At 44.4% G+C, this 18,434-nt stretch carries 13 protein-coding genes; all 13 read right to left on the bottom strand.

Going from position 1 to position 18,434, the window contains the following annotated elements:
* Positions 1-538 precede the first annotated feature (538 nt).
* The 13 genes from glpX to ACFO4R_RS08435 all read right to left on the bottom strand — a co-directional run bounded on the left by glpX (position 539) and on the right by ACFO4R_RS08435 (position 17,785).
* Complete coding sequence (gene glpX, locus ACFO4R_RS08495) at positions 539-1,519, bottom strand: class II fructose-bisphosphatase (RefSeq protein WP_379788658.1); 981 nt, start codon at positions 1,517-1,519, stop codon at positions 539-541.
* A 373-nt stretch (positions 1,520-1,892) separates the two neighbouring features.
* A complete protein-coding gene (locus ACFO4R_RS08490; protein ID WP_379788657.1) occupies positions 1,893-3,818 on the bottom strand; it encodes an S-layer homology domain-containing protein in 1,926 nt (641 codons plus the stop codon).
* Between the two features lie 128 nt (positions 3,819-3,946).
* Complete coding sequence (galU, locus tag ACFO4R_RS08485; RefSeq protein WP_379788656.1) at positions 3,947-4,828, bottom strand: UTP--glucose-1-phosphate uridylyltransferase GalU; 882 nt, start codon at positions 4,826-4,828, stop codon at positions 3,947-3,949.
* Between the two features lie 665 nt (positions 4,829-5,493).
* Positions 5,494-6,705, bottom strand: coding sequence for an aspartate aminotransferase family protein (locus ACFO4R_RS08480; RefSeq protein WP_379788655.1), 1,212 nt, complete (start codon positions 6,703-6,705; stop codon positions 5,494-5,496).
* A 142-nt stretch (positions 6,706-6,847) separates the two neighbouring features.
* Positions 6,848-7,723 (bottom strand): acetylglutamate kinase, encoded by an 876-nt coding sequence (argB, locus tag ACFO4R_RS08475; protein WP_379788654.1) that lies wholly within the window; start codon positions 7,721-7,723, stop codon positions 6,848-6,850.
* Between the two features lie 15 nt (positions 7,724-7,738).
* Positions 7,739-8,962: a bifunctional glutamate N-acetyltransferase/amino-acid acetyltransferase ArgJ gene (argJ, locus tag ACFO4R_RS08470; protein WP_379788653.1), complete on the bottom strand. Its 1,224-nt coding sequence runs from the start codon at positions 8,960-8,962 to the stop codon at positions 7,739-7,741.
* A gap of 130 nt (positions 8,963-9,092) precedes the next feature.
* Positions 9,093-10,142 carry an N-acetyl-gamma-glutamyl-phosphate reductase gene (gene argC / locus ACFO4R_RS08465; protein ID WP_379788652.1) on the bottom strand — a complete coding sequence of 350 codons (1,050 nt, stop codon included), beginning with the start codon at positions 10,140-10,142 and terminating at the stop codon, positions 9,093-9,095.
* 448 nt (positions 10,143-10,590) lie between these two features.
* Positions 10,591-11,538 (bottom strand): stalk domain-containing protein, encoded by a 948-nt coding sequence (locus ACFO4R_RS08460; protein WP_379788651.1) that lies wholly within the window; start codon positions 11,536-11,538, stop codon positions 10,591-10,593.
* Between the two features lie 9 nt (positions 11,539-11,547).
* Positions 11,548-12,783: a TolC family protein gene (locus tag ACFO4R_RS08455; RefSeq protein ID WP_379788650.1), complete on the bottom strand. Its 1,236-nt coding sequence runs from the start codon at positions 12,781-12,783 to the stop codon at positions 11,548-11,550.
* 638 nt (positions 12,784-13,421) lie between these two features.
* Positions 13,422-13,811 carry a DUF5301 domain-containing protein gene (locus ACFO4R_RS08450; RefSeq protein ID WP_379788649.1) on the bottom strand — a complete coding sequence of 130 codons (390 nt, stop codon included), beginning with the start codon at positions 13,809-13,811 and terminating at the stop codon, positions 13,422-13,424.
* A 552-nt stretch (positions 13,812-14,363) separates the two neighbouring features.
* Positions 14,364-15,590 (bottom strand): ABC transporter permease, encoded by a 1,227-nt coding sequence (locus tag ACFO4R_RS08445; protein WP_379788648.1) that lies wholly within the window; start codon positions 15,588-15,590, stop codon positions 14,364-14,366.
* On the bottom strand, positions 15,580-16,323 hold the full coding sequence (locus tag ACFO4R_RS08440) for an ABC transporter ATP-binding protein (RefSeq protein WP_379788647.1): 744 nt from the start codon (positions 16,321-16,323) through the stop codon (positions 15,580-15,582). The genes ACFO4R_RS08445 and ACFO4R_RS08440 overlap by 11 nt, the downstream gene beginning before the upstream one ends.
* Entirely contained in the window at positions 16,313-17,785 is a 1,473-nt protein-coding gene (locus ACFO4R_RS08435; RefSeq protein ID WP_379788646.1) for an efflux RND transporter periplasmic adaptor subunit, read from the bottom strand. Before ACFO4R_RS08435 ends, ACFO4R_RS08440 begins: the two co-directional genes overlap by 11 nt.
* Positions 17,786-18,434 lie beyond the last annotated feature (649 nt).

The raw sequence follows: 18,434 nt of genomic DNA, 5'->3' as shown, positions 1-18,434 counted from the left end.
AAAATATTTTACTTATTATACAACTTTTAACCCCTTTATTACAATATGATTACGAAATAAATTTGTAATCATATCATAAAATAATTGAGAAGACATCTCACTTCAGGCTCAAAATCCCTATATTGACTGATTTCTTCTTGCAAAAAAAACATCGGAAGAAAATTTTTATTCCTTTTCCCGAACAAAATGCCATCAACGCAAACGTATATCTCCTGAAAGGGATGGAGGGCGAAGTCTTTTGAATCGGATAGGGCATCCCCTTCTCCTACACCCCGAAGACGCTCGAGCACACAAAGACCTTCCGTAAAAATACTCCGGAAGGTCTTTATAAAAGTCATCTCATCTTTTCCGGAGTTTTGGAAAAGGAGGCTTCTCTTGGTACTGTCATCCGCTCAAACGGATTTGATCCTCACAAACTTTTCTTTCAGCACTCATCACAATAAAAATCATGGTTCGGATGCCCCCTATCGCAAAATAAACTCCCGTGTCCCTGCTCTTTGACTTTCAGAAGGAACTCCTTTCTCCTGCAAAGGTCCTTCTATAGCTTCAACTGTTTCAAAAGTTCTTTTCTGTCCAAGTCATGGGAGGCTTCGACAAAACGGATGGTTCCCGTGCTCGATCTCATAACGACGGAGTGAGTTACAACCTTTCTCTTGGAGAGGAAACGAACTCCCTTGAGCAGATCTCCATCGGTAATTCCCGTAGCCGCAAAGAAGATGTCCTGTCCGCAAACGAGGTCTTCCAAAGTCAGAACCTTCTTGATACTCTCTTCGTCAAAACCCATCTGATGGCAACGTTGGATCTCTTCCGGGCTCATAGGATGCAGTCTTCCCTGCATATCTCCTCCGAGAGTCTTGACTGCGGCAGCCGTGATCACTCCCTCAGGTGCACCTCCCGAACCCAACAGAATATCTACTCCCGTATCCGAAAAGCAGGTCGCGATTCCTGCCGCAACGTCACCTTCATTGAAGATTTTGATTCTGACACCCGTCTCCCTCGCCTCTTTAATGATGTCGCTGTGTCTATCTCTGTCCAAAATCGTCAAAGTCAGATCGGACAAAGGTTTATCAATGGCCTGTGCCACCTTCTTCAAGTTCTCTCTCACGGGTGCCTCCAAGTCTATAACTCCTCTTGCCCCCGGACCTACGATAATTTTATCCATGTAGGTATCCGGCGCCTTAAGCATCTTTCCCTTCTCCGTCATAGCGATAACTGCAATCGCATTGGGAAGCCCTTTGGCGATAAGGTTGGTTCCGTCTATCGGATCCACGGCGATATCGACTAAAGGACCGTAGCCACTCCCCACCTTCTCTCCTATGTAAAGCATCGGAGCCTCGTCCAACTCTCCTTCACCGATCACGATCTCTCCTCGTACATCCACTCTCTCAAAACACATACGCATGCCTTCCACAGCAGCTCCGTCCGCCGCATTCTTATCCCCGCGACCCATCCAGTTTGCCGATGCCAAAGCCGCTGTTTCCGTTATTCTTACAAGTTCCAAAGCAATGTTTCGATCCATAGTACCCTCCATTTATTCTATACTAATTATCTTCCTCTATTATATAGTATGTCATAATAATTGTCAAAATATCTTCAAGCCCTCTATTCCGTTTTTTGATACTAAAAACCTGATAAAAATGCCCTATATCATTGTAGAATATATCCCCTTATCGAAAAAGCCTTTGGATGACAATATGCTACCAAGCGTTCCACCTGTCAATTCTGACAGATTCCATGAGCCTTGTGTTAAAAAATACTCATACAGATAACTAGGCAATTTAAACAGGTAATAGTATAAAATCGGCCTACAAGCCTCCTTCTTCAGAGACCTCTATACAAAAAAACTTCCCCGCAGATACAGCAGGGAAGTTCCTTCTTTCTATTCAACCTTCTTATTCAAAGTAAATGATTCTTTGGGCATCGATTCCGCCGGATCTCGAAATTCCGTTTACAACAACGGTATAGTTCTTATAGATATTGTCGATCGAGCGTTTGGTGTTATTGTAGGAGTTTCTGATCTCCGTATCGGACAGGATGTTGACAATCACCTGTCTGTTGCCCGTTTCCACAACGAGGCTTTCGTTTGCAAAATCTACGGAAACAACGGTTCCCTGAATCCTGGACAGCGAATAGTTCGCATCGGTCGTGATTTCGGTAACTACACCGTTTTCCGCTTGGATGTCGACCTCGTGACCCAGTTTGATATCATCCATAGTCTTCAGCTTGTTTCTTACATAGATCTTTGTCTTGGCATCGGTAGTAAAGGTATAACTTTGTCCGTCCCTATCTTCTACAACGATGCCCGGAGACTTGTTGCTGTTGAGCATAATTCCGGTTACCGCTACGCCTCTAAGTTTCAAGCTGGATTCCGCCACATCAATGGTCGAAGCTTCAAATCCGCTCGCCCTTACCGACACCTTCTCACCCGTATAGAGTTCATCCAACGAACTCAATCTCTGGCCTGAACGATAGATCCTGGTCGCGGAAGTAACGTCGAAGCGGAAGACCTCCGTGCCTACGGAAACCGAAATCGTATCTTTTCCGATACTTCGGATGGTGCCGCTCACAGATTGGTTGTTTGAAGTTATAATCAGCTGTACCGCCTTGTCACCGACCGATACGACCGTAATATTATCTCCGTTTTGAATACTGCTTAATCTTCCTTCTCTTCCGTTGATGAGGACTCTTGTCGAATAATCGATCACAAATCGACTGATTCCTCCTCCGCTCTTGACATCGATGCGGTTATCCGTATAGGAGCTTACCGTTCCCATAATATTACCCATTGTACTCACAGGTTTATTCGGTGTAGGCACAACGACAGACTCTTCATTCTGTTTTAAGACCTGAATAGAGTTGACTCTCTGACCTGTTGCACTGACAAGGACTTCCCAGTTGTTTTTCAACTGACCCACAGTTCCTGCCTGCCCGTTAATCAAGACGGCTATATTTCTTACATCATTGCTGAAGACCTTCGGGATATCATTGGAATCCAGCATATTCATGATAAAATCATTTCCATTTACAGAAAGACTGAGGATTCGTCCTCTGTGAGTCGAACTCCCTTCCGGTATAACAGGTTGCGGTTGCGGCTGCGGTTGCGGCTGTGGTTGCGGTTGTGGTTGCGGTTGCGGTTTATTATTATCAATTCCCGATTTTGCCTTCTGGGAGAAGGGATAACTCTTGGATATCATTACTGCAGATTCCGCCCTTGTGATCTTGGACTTCGGATTAAACTTGCCTGTCGTTTGAATAATTCCCTTCTTTCCAAGAACTTCAATATAGGGAAGGGCCTTGGCATCGATAGACGAGACATCCTTATACTTTACATTGGGCACCTTGGAGAACTCCTTGTTCAAGCCCAAAGCATTTACCAACAGCATCGCATACTCCTGCCTGAACGATAGGGATTGCACATAGGTCCCCTTCGTCTGTGTCATAAAGTAGGGAATGCTTTTCTCGGGAAAGAGCTTCTTCTCCACTCCGAACACAATATACTTCTGTGCCCAGGAAGGGATCTTACTCTTTGTCATTGTTGCCTGATACTTTGACTTGTTCTTGGAATAGATTTCTTCAATCTGTGAATCCGGGAACAGGTTACTGATCATAATGATACTTTCGATCTTCGTAACCGGTCTGGCCGGTCTGAAGGTATTATCATCATAACCCTTCAAAATTCCTTTTGCAACAACATCATTTACATGGACCGATGCCCAATGTCCCTTCATATCGTTGAAATTGTTTGCATAAGTTGACACAGTGGAACACATCATGCTCAAACTGAGCAGAAGAACTCCGGCCACTTTCTTTTTGTTCATTAACACTTCCTCCTTCTGATTCGGCTCTATAATCCTCTTCTCTTATAGATGTTCACTTTACTACCCATTCTCATTATATACTACCAATATGATAATTCCAACACAGTAAGATTACAGTTTTGTTTCACTTATTTGTGCTCTTCGTGAAGCACCCGATCCTTCAAAATAGCAAGAACCTTATCCCTGAGTTCTTTCCTTTGCAGTGCAAAGTCGATCGTCGCCTCAATAAAACCTACCTTGTCGCCAATGTCATAACGCTTCCCTTCAAAAATGTAGGCATACATCTTCTCTTGTTTCAGCAAGGTTCGCAAGGCATCCGTCAACTGGATTTCCCCGTTCTTTCCTGGAACCGTATTTTCCAAAATCTCAAAAATCTTGGGGGTAATGATATAACGACCCAAAATGGCAATGTTGGAAGGTGCTTTTTCAATCTCCGGTTTTTCCACCAAATCCGAAACCTCATATAGGTTCTCCGACTTCTTAACTCCCTCCACGATTCCATATTTGTCAACCTGTGTCCGCTCTACCTCCTTGACTCCCAGAATAGCGGCTCCGTGTTCGTCATATGCATGAATCAATTGTTTGAGACAGGGGATCTTTGCATCGACAATATCATCTCCGAGGAGGATGGCAAAGGGCTCATCTCCGATGAAGCTTTTGGCACAGGATACCGCATGCCCCAATCCCTTCGGCTCTTTCTGACGAATATAGTGAATATTGACCATATTGCTGATATCCCGAACCAACTTGAGAAGTTCGGTCTTTCCCGATTTCTCAAGTTCCAGTTCGAGTTCGACCGACTTGTCAAAATGGTCTTCGATCGAAGATTTGTTCCTTCCCGTGATGATCAGGATCTCCTCAATCCCCGAATTTACGGCTTCTTCAATGATGTATTGAAGGGTCGGCTTATCTACGACCGGCAGCATTTCTTTCGGCTGAGCCTTGGTTGCGGGTAGAAAACGACTGCCCAGACCCGCAGCGGGTATAATTGCTTTTTTTACCTTCTTCATAGTGCTTCTCTCCCGTTTCTATTCTTATCCTTCATTATAGTGTATGCTTCCTCTTCTTTCAAGTATTTGTTTCAAAGGCGAAAAATATCGTTTTCCCCCTTGTGTCCCTCGCTTTTTTCAAAATTTTTTAAAAAGAGATGCTCCTCTGTTCTACAGCGGTATCCAAAAAATTCTTCGATCAGATATATTTGTCCGGAAAACTACAGCAAAAAAATCGGATAGACGCCCTCAAATCACAGTTCCTGTACTTAAACGACTCTCCGCCTCCATCGCTTTTCTCTACAGAGAAACGATCTCCGTTTCCTGTGGGGAGTTGTTCCGATATACTTCTCTCCTTCTTTCTCTCCTAACGGCACAAGACCTTCTTTCCGCCGGTATATCACTTTTTAAAGAGGTTTTTTGCGGTTTTTTTGTGGCTGAGTAGTCATCGTACAATAAGCAAGTTTCCCATTTTTATGAATCTCCCGATATTTATATCCCACAAACCTCATACCTCTGTAATCTGTTCCTTGACCGATCAAAGTGAAAACAAAAAATGACGGATGGTCCTTCGCAATATTACGCAAAAACGTTTCCGTCATTTTTTGTAGTAGATTAATGTGTACTTATATGATAGTTAGTTCTATCAGCAAATTCACTTACAGAAAACCCGCGGCCTCCTGTTTTTACAGACCTGCTTCCTTCATGCACTCTTCCATAATTGCAAGAGCCTCATCCAATACTTCTTTCTCGATGGTCAATGCAGGGATGAAACGAAGTACGTTTCCTGCCGTGCAGTTGAGGATTAAGCCTTTTTCAAAGCAGGGATCGGTGATGACGTGAGCATCTTCCACATCGATAACCGCACCTACGATCAGACCTTTTCCACGAACTTCTTTGATGCACGGATGGTCTTTTTTCATTTCGTTCAATCTGTTTACAAGGTATTCTCCCATTTCGTTTGCTCTATCCAAGAGGTTTTCTTCAAGGATAATGGAAAGTGCTGCACATCCGCAAGCGGTAGCAAGGGGATTTCCTCCGAAGGTTGTTCCGTGGTTACCCGGTTGTAGGGTGTTAGCTGCATCGCCTTTTGCAGCGATCGCTCCGATCGGAATACCGTTTCCGAGCGCTTTCGCCATTGTCATTACATCAGGCTCAACTCCTGTCCATTGATGAGCAAAGAGTTTTCCTGTTCTTCCGCAACCTACTTGAACTTCGTCAAAGATAAGAAGAAGTCCTTTTTCGTCGCAAAGTTGACGAAGGTCTTTCAGGAATTGATCTTGCGCAACGATAACTCCACCTTCTCCGATGATGGGCTCAAGCATGATTGCAGCAGTTTTGTCAGTTACGGCAGCCTTTACGGACTCAATGTCATTGTAGGTCGCATAGTCAAATCCGTCCGGCAACGGCTCGAAACCGATTTGTACCTTATCTTGTCCTGTCGCCGTCAAAGTAGCCAAGGTTCTTCCGTGGAAGGATTGTTTCATGGTGATCACTCTGTATCTCTCCGGATGTCCGTGGTCTTTTTGGTATTTACGAGCGATTTTGATAGCTCCTTCGTTTGCTTCCGCACCGCTGTTTCCGAAGAATACTTTGTCAAAGCAACTGTTGTCTACGATGAGTTTAGCCAATCTTACTTGGGGCTCGATCCAGAAGTAGTTTGCGCAGTGCATCAAGTTATCCAACTGATCTTTTACCGCTTCAATGAACTTGGGATATCCGTGTCCAAGGTTATTTACTGCAACTCCTTGAAGAAGGTCGATGTATTTTTTTCCGTCCGCATCGTACAGATAGGATCCTTCTCCTCTTACCATGGCAACGCCATATCTTCCGTAAGTGTTCATCAAGCACTCTTTACCGATTGCCATTGCTTCCGCATTTGTTTTAATTTTCTCCATGGTTCTGTTCCTCCTATTTAACTTCAAAATTTCTTAATACTCTCTTTATTTGCCCTGTGAAAACTTCCAAGCTCGTTGTCTTACCCAAGTTGTCCAATTTCTTGCGCCGAATAGGTTTCACATATCGAAGTTTTATTCTGTCTTACTTGATACCGACACTTTCTTGGTCTACTCCGATGGTCGTTCCGTTTCCTTCTTTGAAGAATTCTTCATAAAGGATGCTGTGCGGTTTTCTTCCGTCTATAATCTGAACTGTCTTAACTCCGTTTTCGATTGCTCTTACACAGCAGTCAATTTTGGGAATCATACCTCCGGCGATCACGCCCTTTTCTTTCAACAAGGGCACATCTTTTGTATTGAGATAACTGATGACATCACGAAGTTCTATGCTGTTGCAGAGTCCTTCAATGTCCGTCAACAAGTAGAGTTTATCCGCATTCAGTGCAGCTGCCAGCTCTCCTGCCGCAGTATCTCCGTTGATGTTATAGGTATTGCCTTTTCCGTCTGAGCCGATGGGAGATACGATGGGAATGATGTTTTTCTCAAGCAGAGCTTCGATCGCGGTCGGATCCACGGATACGACTTCGCCTACGAAACCGTAGTCGTATTCGCCTTCCGTCTTCTTACAATGGTAAATTCCTGCACTTACTCCGGATACACCGACTGCCGTTCCGCCTGTCTTGGTAACATTTTGCACAAGCTCGCCGTTTACCTTTCCTGCAAGTACCATCTCCACCACTTCAATTACATCTTTGCTTGTGACACGAAGTCCGTTTACAAACTCGCTTTGAATGTTGAGTTTTTTGAGCATTTCATTGATCGCAGGACCTCCTCCGTGAGAGATGACCGGTTTGATTCCCGCAAGTTGCATCAACACGATGTCTTCGATTACGGATTGCTTGATCTCATCGTTGATCATAGCATTTCCGCCAAATTTGATTACAACTACCTTACCCTTGCCGTTACGAAGATAAGGCATGCTGCTTACAAGGTTTTGAACTGCTTGTTCGTTGTTCATATGCCCTCCTTGAATTTAGCTACGATAGTCTCCGTTAATTTTTACATAATCATAGGTCAAGTCACATCCGAAAGCAGTCGCACACTCTTCTCCGTCATGGAAATCAAGATGAACATAGATGTCTTTTTCTTTCAAGATGGTAGCAGCTTTTTCTTCGTCAAACGCAAGCCCTGCTCCCTCAAGCATTACATCGATCTTTCCTGCCTTGCTCTCAAGTGCAACATCGATTTTTCCTGTTTCAAACTCCGCTCCCGAATAACCTGCTGCCGAGATTACACGTCCCCAGTTCGCGTCCTGTCCGAAGATCGCACACTTGAACAGGTTGGAACCGGCAACTGCACGAGCTACCTTTCTTGCATCGTCTTGTGTCTGTAGGTTGTTTGCATGTACGACGATGAGGTGGCTTGCTCCTTCTCCGTCGGCTGCGATCTTCTTCGCCATTTCCATACTGATGTATTCAATCGCTTCGTAGAACTTCTTGATATCTTCTTCGCTCTTGACTTCCACTCCCGACATTCCATTTGCCAAAAGAAGCAAGCAGTCATTTGTACTGGTATCTCCGTCAACGGTCATCATATTATAACTCTTATCTACCGCTTTTTTAAGCATTCCCTGCAATACTTCCTGACTGATGGAAGCATCCGTCGTTACAAATGCCAACATCGTAGCCATGTTCGGATGGATCATACCCGAACCCTTAGCCATGGAACCGATACGAATGGTTCCGCCTGACAATTCAAGCTCAAAAGAAATCTCTTTGGGAACGGTGTCGGTTGTCATAATCGCTCTTGCAATTGAAGGGCCGTTATCCGCACTCAAGGTCGGAACGATGTCTTTTACCGCATTCAACATTTTTTCCATAGGAAGTTGAACACCGATAACTCCCGTGGAGCATACAAATACATCATCCGCTTGAAGTCCGAGGTGATCTCCCGTGCATTGTGCAAGTTTTCTTGTGTTTTCCAAACCGAGGGTACCGGTAGCGGCATTTGCATTTCCGCTGTTGATCAAAATCGCTTGAGCCGAACCCGTCTTTACGATCTCTCTGCAGTAGATAATAGGTGCAGCGGCAAACTTGTTGGTTGTAAACATTCCCGCACAAACTGCTTTTTCTTCGGAATATAGGATTGCTATATCCGGTTTTTCTTTCTTCTTACTTTTGATACCGCAATAGATTGCTCCTGCCTTGAATCCTTTAGGAGCAGTAATTCCACCTTCAATAAAACGGTATGTATCCATAGTTTTATCCTCCTTAAAAATCTTTTTTCTTTTGCTTCGGGACGATTCGAAAATCGTCCCGAAACCCTTTGCATCAATCCACAATACTATATCTTACTTTTTAAGATACCGATCTCAGCGTATCTCTCATCTATGGGAACATCGGTGCAATGATCAAACCTGTTGTCTCTTCCAAACCGAAGATAATGTTCATATTTTGAATCGCCTGTCCGGCAGCACCTTTTCCGATATTATCGATTACCGAGCAAATGATAATTCTTTGAGTTCTCGGCTCGTAAGCTGCTGCTACATGGCAATGGTTGGTTCCTACCGTCCACTTTGTATTCGGCCAATCTCCTGCTTTGTGCGGGAATACAAACGGCTCATCTTTATAATACTTTAAGTACAACTCGTAGATCTCGTCGTCCGTCATAGGTCTCTTCAGGTCTCCGTAGATGGTGACATGAATCCCTCTGGGCATGGGTGCCAAGTGCGGAGTGAAAATGATTTTGGAAGGCTCTCCGCCAATCATTTCAATACTCTGCTCGATTTCAGGAGTATGTCTGTGTCCTGCAACACCGTAAGCTTTGAAGTTTCCGTCCTGTACCATATGCAACTTCGCAAAGTCGGGTCTTCTTCCCGCTCCGGTCGTACCGCTGATCGCCTCAACGATAACAGAGTCTTTTTCAATCAGATTGTTGTCTATGAAAGGATAAAGTCCCAATGCGGATGCCGTAGGATAACATCCCGGATTCGAAATAAGACTCTTTCCTTTTATGTCCTCTCTCCAGATCTCAGGGATGGAGTAAACAGCATCTCTACACATTTGAGGATAGTTACACTCTACCTTGTACCACTCTTCCCATACCTTGGAATCTCTAAATCTGATATCAGCTCCAAAGTCGATTATTTTTACACCCTTTGCCAAAGCTTTTTCTGCGATCGGAAATACCTTTCCCGGATCCACAGCAAGGAACAATACATCCGTTCCGCTCAATATAGTATCCAAGTCCTCATCGCTGTCGGACAACAATACCGCATCGTAAAAACCTTGAATAGCAGGGTGAACATCAGCAATGTGCTCTCCTGCGGAAAAACCGTCTGCAACATATGCAAGCTCTGTTTCGGGATGGTTGATCATAAGCCTCAAAAGCTCTCCACCCGCGTTACTTGCAGCTCCCAACATAGAGAATCGAATCATCAAAACTCCTCCTTCAAATAATTAGTATCCATGGTGTATATCTTAACATAGCACTACTATTATAAGCATATTTCGTGCCAAATTCAAATGAAATTTGTATATTTTTTGCATTTTTCTTTAAACACTTCTAAATCAGTCGTCTATTTCGACTTAATTCTTTCGATATTTTTTTGAAATGCGATCCCTCGTTGCACGGATATATTTTTATAAGAAAAAAGCAAAAATACCGGCACTATATATGCAAATATTTTTGCTTTTTGTATGAGATTTTTATTTTTCCATAGGTTCTTAAACTCAAGGTTTATGAACACGACTGCAACAAAAATTTTTAGAAAACTCAAAATAGTGTGCTGTAGACGTTTTTTCGACTTTTTGTTTTTGAATTTGCTTCCTCCGGTTCTTTGAGAGGTTTTTCAAAAATCAAACTGTGTGCAAATATTTTTGCCCTTTATTTTCCCGTCGCCTCGTTGAACTGTTCGGGCGTGATGGAAGTCATCGCAAAAGCGCCTCCGTTTGAGGATTTGAGAAGATAGTAAGTTCTCTTTCCCTTAATCTCTTCAATGGAAAAACTTCCGTTTAGAATACTCGACTTCAGTTCGATCGAGTTCCCCTTCGTCTTATATGTGCCGCTGACGATATCCTTGCTTCCCAACGGAGCAACGCGGAAGGTTCCGTCGGACTTGAAGTCAAAGACAAACTTGCTCTTTTTCATATTTTGCATGGCAAAAGCTCCTCGGATGACTCCGGCAGACACATTGCCCTGCGTAGTCTTATCCGGTTGTACGGGCTTGACAGGTTTATCCGGTTTTGAAGGTTCCACAGGGTTTACCGGCTCGATCGGGTTTACCGGCTCGATCGGGTTTACCGGCTCGATCGGATTGACCGGCTCCGTAGAAGGAGTGGACGGATTCGGAGCATTTTCCTCTCCCAAAACCTTTGCATCCAAGGTCCCCTTTACCTGCTCATAGTAAGAGGGCGACATGATAAAGACGGTTTTGCTGCTTGCCTGCCATGCGACCTTGTATCCCATTTTCTGTGAAATAAAGGACAGGGGTACCAAGGTGCTTGAGCCCACAATGGCAGGTCCTACCTCCAAGGTCTGTGCCTGACCGTTCACAAAGGCGACCTTATTGCCTATCGCCAAGGTAACTGTCGTTTCATCCTTTGTTCCCGTCACGGTCTTAGTCTGAGGGTCCCAAAAGATCTGCTGTGCCCCCAGCCCTTCAAATACGGCACGAAACGGTACCATGGTCCTGCTCTGTATAATAGTTGCCTCCGCCGAACCCGACATTTCCTGCCCGTCAATATACACACGGATCGACGGAGCCGCAAACGATGTTGCGCCAAGAGCCGTAATCAGACCCACCGCTATAAACAATCGAAGTATCTTTTTCATCTCATCCCCCTACTTCTTCTCTCGATATAGTTTTTCATATCCCTCTACCTGTTGATAGAGTGCATACACGGTTTCCAAATACACTTTTTCGTTAGCAAAATACTCCGCTTCCTTCTTCAAATAATCCAATTTGCTTACCTTTCCGAGTTTGTAACGGAGAGTTTCGTTGTCATAGCCCTTCCTCTGTTGTTCAAGATTCCGTCTTGCCTGCTCAAGATCCAAGAAAGAAGAAACACTGTCTATATATCCTTTTTGAAGACTTCTCGTCACATCTTCCCTGCTCTTCTCGTAGTCTTCCTGCAATTCCTTCAGATTGATGAGCTCTTCAATGTCCTCCTTCTCCTTACCTCTCTCATAACTCTTATCAAGGTCGCTCTGAGCCTTCTTCTTCCTGTCGAGTTCCTTTTTCTGCTCACTCAACGACTTGAGTCTCCCATATTCCTCTTCGCTCATATTTGAAGGCAGGTATATGGACTCTATCCCTTGTCCCGCCTTGGAGACAATGCTCTCATCAACCGTTTCGTACCTCGTCTCGGGAGAATAGCCGAGCAGTTTGTTCAGCTCCTCATAGGCCTTATCCAAGGCCAGCTCCTCCTGCTTTACATTCAACGCCGCTCCACGCTTTGCCGCCTCGGCATTTTTTACATCCACGGAGACGATCTTGCCCAGCTCATGACTTGCCTTCGACACCGCCTTGCCGAATTCGGAAAGCTCCCGTGCGTTTTTTGCAGTCGCCAATTTGTTTTCCTGCAACAGCACCCGAAAAAACGCAGCTTCCGCCGCATCCTCATTTGTCAAACGGATCTCTTCCAAAACCTCCGAAAGCTTCTCCAAATCCTTGACCGGATCGGTCGGCAACTCGTCCACCTTAAAATAGGTTATCTTCTCATTTCCCGCCTTATCCAAACTCACAAAACGTTTGCCGTAGCGTTCTTCGTAGTCCGCTTTCAACTTTTCGAGCTCCGCCTTCTTGTCCTTGTAATACTCTTCTGCACGAACAAACTCTCTCGCCTGTTTCTTCACTTCCTGAATGGTCAGACTTGCCGGAGCCTTCTTATATTCAACCTTTTCCTCCGCAAAGGAACAATGGACCGCCCCTGTGACCATCAATAAGGCTAAGGCTGTTGAAACCGTTCTTTTCATATGCCACATCCTTTCTTCAAACTTCCGCCCGCCTTCCGAACCGGTAGCGTCCGTATCGGAAGGCGCCGGCTCAAGAGGATCCGGAGTCTTTCGGTGCTCCATCCCCCTTATTTCCTTTATGCCCGATCGCACGATCTCTTCCCGGCATTTCTATGCAGGTCGGCAATCGATCCCCGTCCTTCCTCCACTTTCTTTTTATATTATAAACACATCCTGCCAAAAATACGATAACAGTAAGATTACAAAATTGTAGAGAGGTTTATCCGTCTGTAACACCAATAAAGAAAATACCGCACAGAAACAAGCTCCGGCTTCTTCTTGTGCGGTATGTCTTCACCGGATCAGATCTGTCTTTAAAAAACCGGTCTTCCCCCTAATACCTGCTACAAATTATAATTCAAAGCGATAGCGTTTACAAACCTGATATTTGAATCAGGGAAACGAGGTACAAAGGCAAATCCTCGGTCTTTCTTTAAAATTATGAAACACGAAGGTTGTCATATCAATGCTTTCAACAATTTCATCCTTCATATACCATCGATTCCGTGTCGATTTTTCGCATTATACCGTGTTGCCCTATCACTGTAGCAGATTTCCTTATGAAATTCTTTGTGAAAAACTTCCCGTTATACTACTATTCTTTTGAATAGTGGATATAAACAATCTGTGAGCTATAGAAGACTACATAGTTTTTCGTCATTGAAAAATAGATATATCCACACTTCTATTGAAAAATAGTATTACTCTTTTTCCTGAAGTTTCTCATATATGCTCTTCTCCAGCTTATAGATCCCCTGATACGGTCGTTCGATATAGTAACTTCCTCCGTCTTCATAAGCAAAGAACCTTGTGATCTCTTTTTCGGAATGGATATCGACCTTTATCATACGCTCTGCTGTCGGAACATCCTGAACACTCTGCTTACGAGTCGGCTTAGCTGCCGAAACTCCCACAAGCACATCAGCGATCCAGGTTTGATCCGTATGAAGGATCATATTCTCCTCTATGGATACCTCGATGCTCTTCACTTGCGATGCTTTCGGAAGTTCGAGGGGCTCCGCCTTTTTGTTGCAAGAAACCATAGCCAAAACACAGAACAAGCACAGAAAAACCGACATATATTTTTTCATCCACTTCACTCCTTATGTTAAAATCCCGAGGAATCCGTCAGATAGACCAAGCAGCGTTTCTCTGCCCCTGATGATCCCGTCCGAGCAAAATCCTTCGACAGCACGATTGAATCACAAACGATATGGCTCTATACATATAATATTGTCATTGACCATGTGCACTGACACGCTTATATCCATGTCCGTTTCCATCATGTTATTAGCGGTACTCTCCGTTTGAAATGACGAATGTACAGAATGTATCGTCGCCAAAAACATCTTGGAAAATTCTATACTTCAAAGCGTTCGACCTGTCAACGTTGATAGATAAGAATATAATCCGTCTGCGTTATAACGAAATATGGAGAATAAGGTTGAGCGTCCATATATCGTTACAATAAGACTGCGAGCAATATTGTTCAATTATGTTAGTACAGAAAAATTCGAACAGGGAAGTTCAACAATGTTCTCGAACATCCTTTACCAAAACTTCCTCACTTTGCCCCCATTCGAAACCGATGAGGTGTTTTCTCAACCTCGATTCGATGCCTTTATCCCGATACAACAAGGCTCTTACTCATACCTCAAGGCCTCGATCGGATCAAGTTTGGCAGCTTTTCTCGCCGGGTACAGGCCGAAGAACAGACCTACCAGCGAAGAGAAAATGACCGCCCCGATGATCGTCACCGGATCGATGACCATACTCGTCTTGACAAAATAAGCTCCTATCCTTCCGATTCCAAGTCCCAAGAGGATACCGATAATCCCTCCTATCAGAGAGAGGATGGAGGCCTCTATCAGAAACTGAAAAAGGATGTTACCCGTCTTGGCTCCCAAGGATTTTCTTATCCCTATCTCGCGTGTACGCTCGGTGACGGACACGAGCATAATGTTCATGATCCCTATTCCCCCTACCAAAAGGGAGATCGCCGCGATGGCTCCGATTCCCAAGGACAGGGTCCCTAAAATCTCATTGATCTGATTTGCCTCTTGCTGTGCGGAATAGACTTTGTAGGTCCCTTCCTTCTGTTCCTTCATCTCGTAGAGGAACTTCTCGATCTCCGCCTGCACCTTTTCGATATCGTAGTCCCTGTTTAAATACATACTGATGTACGTCGTCGTCCAACTGCTTCCATACAGGGTGTAGGGCACGAAACTGATCTTCGTCTGACCATTTCTTCCCGCTCCCATCTGTCTGGCAAAGGCACTGATCTTGAACTCGTACACTCCGACGATCGTCATCTCCTTGAGGTTGCCGTCAAGATTCACGTTAATCCTCTGTCCGATGACATCTGTAGTGCCTGAGACCTCCATGGCAAAGTCCTTGTCGATAACGATGACATCTTTTTGTTTTTCTATGTCCTCTTCGTTGATCATCCGACCTTTGACCATCACCATATTGGGAACCGTCGACAGATAACCGACATCGACCCCGTTCAAGCTCAGCTTGTAGTTCTTTGAATTTATCTTAAGTTCCGAAGTCGATCCCTCTCCGCTCGGGGGTGCAATATAGACAATCTTATCTCCGAACTTCTGTCTGAGTGCAGGAAAATCCTCTTCCGCCTTAAAGTAGGCGGTCTCTTCCTGCCCCCCGTTTTCCCAATTGAGGTAGATGTCAATCCCGTTTAGACCGAAGGCTTCAAACTCCTTGCTGAAACTTGCCTTAATCGTCGTTCCTATCGAACTGATGCCGATCACCGAGCCGATCCCGATGATGATGCCCAGCATGGTGAGAAAGGAACGCATCTTATTCATCCTTATGGAAGAAAGAGCAAGCAAAAAACTCTCCTTAATTAACATCGGCGGCCTCCTTCCTCGCATTTGCAACATCGCTTATGATTCTTCCGTCACGGAAGGTGATGATCCTGTCGGTAAAGCTTGCAATATCAGGCTCATGGGTTACGATGATCACGGTGTTGCCTTCTCTGTTTAATTGGGTGAAGATATCCATAATCTCTTCGGAGGATCTGGTATCCAAGGCTCCCGTAGGCTCGTCCGCAAAGATGATCGAAGGGTTGTTGGACAGCGCCCTGGCGATGGCAACCCTCTGCTTCTGCCCTCCCGACAACTCGTTGGGGACATGGTCGTATCTCTCAGCCAAACCCACCTTGTCCAAGAGGTCCATTGCTCTTTCTTCTCTCGCCCTCGCCCTCACCTTCGCATAGACCATGGGCAGTTCGACATTCTTTAGAGCACTGGTCCTGGGTATCAAGTTAAAGGACTGAAACACAAAGCCCACCTTCCTGTTTCGGATCTCGGAAAGTTCATTATCCGTCTTATCCCTGATGTCGATCCCTTCCAAATAATAGTTCCCGCTCGTCGCCCTGTCCAAGCAGCCTAAGATGTTCATCAATGTGGACTTTCCCGAACCCGAAGTCCCCATAATGGCGACAAATTCTCCCTGCCTTATCTCCAAATCGATGTCACGCAAGGCATTGACCTCAATATCTCCCATCTGATACACCTTGCACAAGGACTCCACCTTGATGACTATGGGTCTTTGCTCGCCAAGGTTCTTCTGATTATTCGGCATCTGTTCCACCTTCTTCTGTTCCCGCGGCTTCTTCCGCTATTTCTCCCGAATTATTCGTCGTGCCTTCTTTTGTATCCGTGCTTATCTCAACCTTCATTCCTTCACTCAAAGGGGTTTCACTGTTTCGAACCAACCTGTCTCCGACCTTGAGATCTCCCTCCAGCACTTCACTGTAAAAGACGTCCTCCAATCCCGTCTTGATCTCCACCTTCTTTAGGGTATTATCTTCCATAATCTTATAGACCACCTTATTGTTGCTCTCAAAGTCGGATTGGATCGCCTCACCCGGGATGGAAAGTACACCCTTACGCGATTCGATCATGATCTTGGCCTTTGCATTGACTCCCGGAATCATCTTGCTGTTTTTGCCGGTGATTCGAATCGTTATAGGGATGACCTTCTGCGTTCCGTTTCCATCCTTATCTTCTCCCGAAGGTGCAATACTGTCCACCACTCCGCTAAGAATATCTTCTCCCAAAATATTGGCGGTAATATTGACATTTTGACCTATCCGAACCTTTCCAATCTGATTTTCGGGCACCCTCACCTTCATGTTCAATTGCTCCAGGTCTTCGATTACAAACATTGCAGCCTTGTTCTCCGTATCGTTGGCATAACGTCCGAGCCTTGCGTTAACCCTTGTGATCGTTCCGTTGATTGGACTTTTGATCACAAGTTTCTGTAAGTCCTGACGCTTCATTTCGATTGCGTTGGAATCGACCTGAATACTCTTCTTCTGTGCCTCCGAGGCAACAACCTTGCCGTTGACTATGTTAAATTCCGACAGTGCATTTTGGGCGCGTTCAAGCTCATCAACCGACAGTCTGTACTCTTCTTCCGACAAGGCTCCCGCCTCAAACAAACTCTTGTTCTGTTCCGCTTTTCTCTTCGCATCTTCCACTGCGATCAGTGCGGTATCATAACGGTGCTGTTCTTTCTCGACACTCTCCTGCATCGTCATCCTTGAAAGCTGCAATCTTTGCTCCGCCTGACGGATCTCGTTATTCATATCCTTGCCGTCAAGAACCGCAAGCACCTGCCCCTTGGTTACATAATCACCCTCTTTGACGTTGATTTTGATGATCTCACTGTTGATCGGAGAAGTCACCTCCGCGGTTTCCGAACCTTGCACCGGACCTTCTATAACAACCGTATCCTCAATATCTCGGTTCTCCACCTGTGCCTCGGTTACCGAAGGCAGGATCTCTTTGGGTTTGAAGAATCTGTCTTTTGTAAACCAAAAACCTGCTCCCGCGACAAGAAGAAGAGCAAGGAAAATATACTTCTTCTTTCCGCGTTTCCTTCTTCGTTTAGGCTTTTCCGCCTTTTCTTCCTTCTTTGTATCGGCTTCGTTACGGATGATCCCGATTGCATTATCCGGAAGTTTTTGAAGTTCGGAAGAAGGCATTTCGGACCTCTCATTCGTCTTTAGAACCCCATTCTTTGCATTTTCTTTTGTCATACTGTCCTTCCTTTCCGCAAAAAAGCTGTAATCTCAATTTTTTGGAACTCCCTTCAAACCAAACGAAGAAAGTACAACAGCTCTTGCCTGTATAATATATTGTTCTAATTATTTAATACAATCATACGTTAATGATAGCATAGATTTTATCAAAAATCCACTAAAAAAATATTAAAAATCTCTTAAATTTTTTCTTCCTCTTTCTTTTCAAAAACCGGATTTCACATCAAATTGCAATCCCTTGGGTGATCCAATTATAGATAAACCCGTACGGTTCAATAACACCCTTACGGAATCGTCGTTGAAACCTTCGATCCAAAAACAAAAGAATCGTTTTATTTATAGACCATCAGAAAACTTTGACATCAACACCTCATTGCTTAAAGAAGACTATACTCTTTTTGTCTTTGATTTTCTCTCCTTCGTCTTAGGATTTTTTGTAAAAATATTGTAAACTTCAAAAAAGATATATCCTATAAAAATATTCAAATTTCAATGTTTATATAGCATCCTGATTTCGCGGTCCGATCGTTCTTGTAACCTTTTTGTAACGAAATCCTTTTCTTTTATGAATTTTGTTGTTATAATAGGACCAGTTAAGATTAAGTACGACCGACCGTGTAGGTCAGAAATGGAATGTAGGATGTCA

This window comes from Filifactor villosus (genome assembly GCF_042652965.1).
GTDB lineage: Bacteria > Bacillota > Clostridia > Peptostreptococcales > Filifactoraceae > Filifactor > Filifactor villosus.
Note: the sequence above shows the minus strand (reverse complement) of the source record. Positions and strands in the feature narration are given on the sequence as shown.

Coding starts and splice junctions, on each gene's coding strand:
- glpX (WP_379788658.1), bottom strand. CDS start 1,519: ATGGATCGAAACATTGCTTTGGAACTTGTAAGAATAACGGAAACAGCG.
- ACFO4R_RS08490 (WP_379788657.1), bottom strand. CDS start 3,818: ATGAACAAAAAGAAAGTGGCCGGAGTTCTTCTGCTCAGTTTGAGCATG.
- galU (WP_379788656.1), bottom strand. CDS start 4,828: ATGAAGAAGGTAAAAAAAGCAATTATACCCGCTGCGGGTCTGGGCAGT.
- ACFO4R_RS08480 (WP_379788655.1), bottom strand. CDS start 6,705: ATGGAGAAAATTAAAACAAATGCGGAAGCAATGGCAATCGGTAAAGAG.
- argB (WP_379788654.1), bottom strand. CDS start 7,723: ATGAACAACGAACAAGCAGTTCAAAACCTTGTAAGCAGCATGCCTTAT.
- argJ (WP_379788653.1), bottom strand. CDS start 8,962: ATGGATACATACCGTTTTATTGAAGGTGGAATTACTGCTCCTAAAGGA.
- argC (WP_379788652.1), bottom strand. CDS start 10,142: ATGATTCGATTCTCTATGTTGGGAGCTGCAAGTAACGCGGGTGGAGAG.
- ACFO4R_RS08460 (WP_379788651.1), bottom strand. CDS start 11,538: ATGAAAAAGATACTTCGATTGTTTATAGCGGTGGGTCTGATTACGGCT.
- ACFO4R_RS08455 (WP_379788650.1), bottom strand. CDS start 12,783: ATGGAGCACCGAAAGACTCCGGATCCTCTTGAGCCGGCGCCTTCCGAT.
- ACFO4R_RS08450 (WP_379788649.1), bottom strand. CDS start 13,811: ATGAAAAAATATATGTCGGTTTTTCTGTGCTTGTTCTGTGTTTTGGCT.
- ACFO4R_RS08445 (WP_379788648.1), bottom strand. CDS start 15,590: ATGTTAATTAAGGAGAGTTTTTTGCTTGCTCTTTCTTCCATAAGGATG.
- ACFO4R_RS08440 (WP_379788647.1), bottom strand. CDS start 16,323: ATGCCGAATAATCAGAAGAACCTTGGCGAGCAAAGACCCATAGTCATC.
- ACFO4R_RS08435 (WP_379788646.1), bottom strand. CDS start 17,785: ATGACAAAAGAAAATGCAAAGAATGGGGTTCTAAAGACGAATGAGAGG.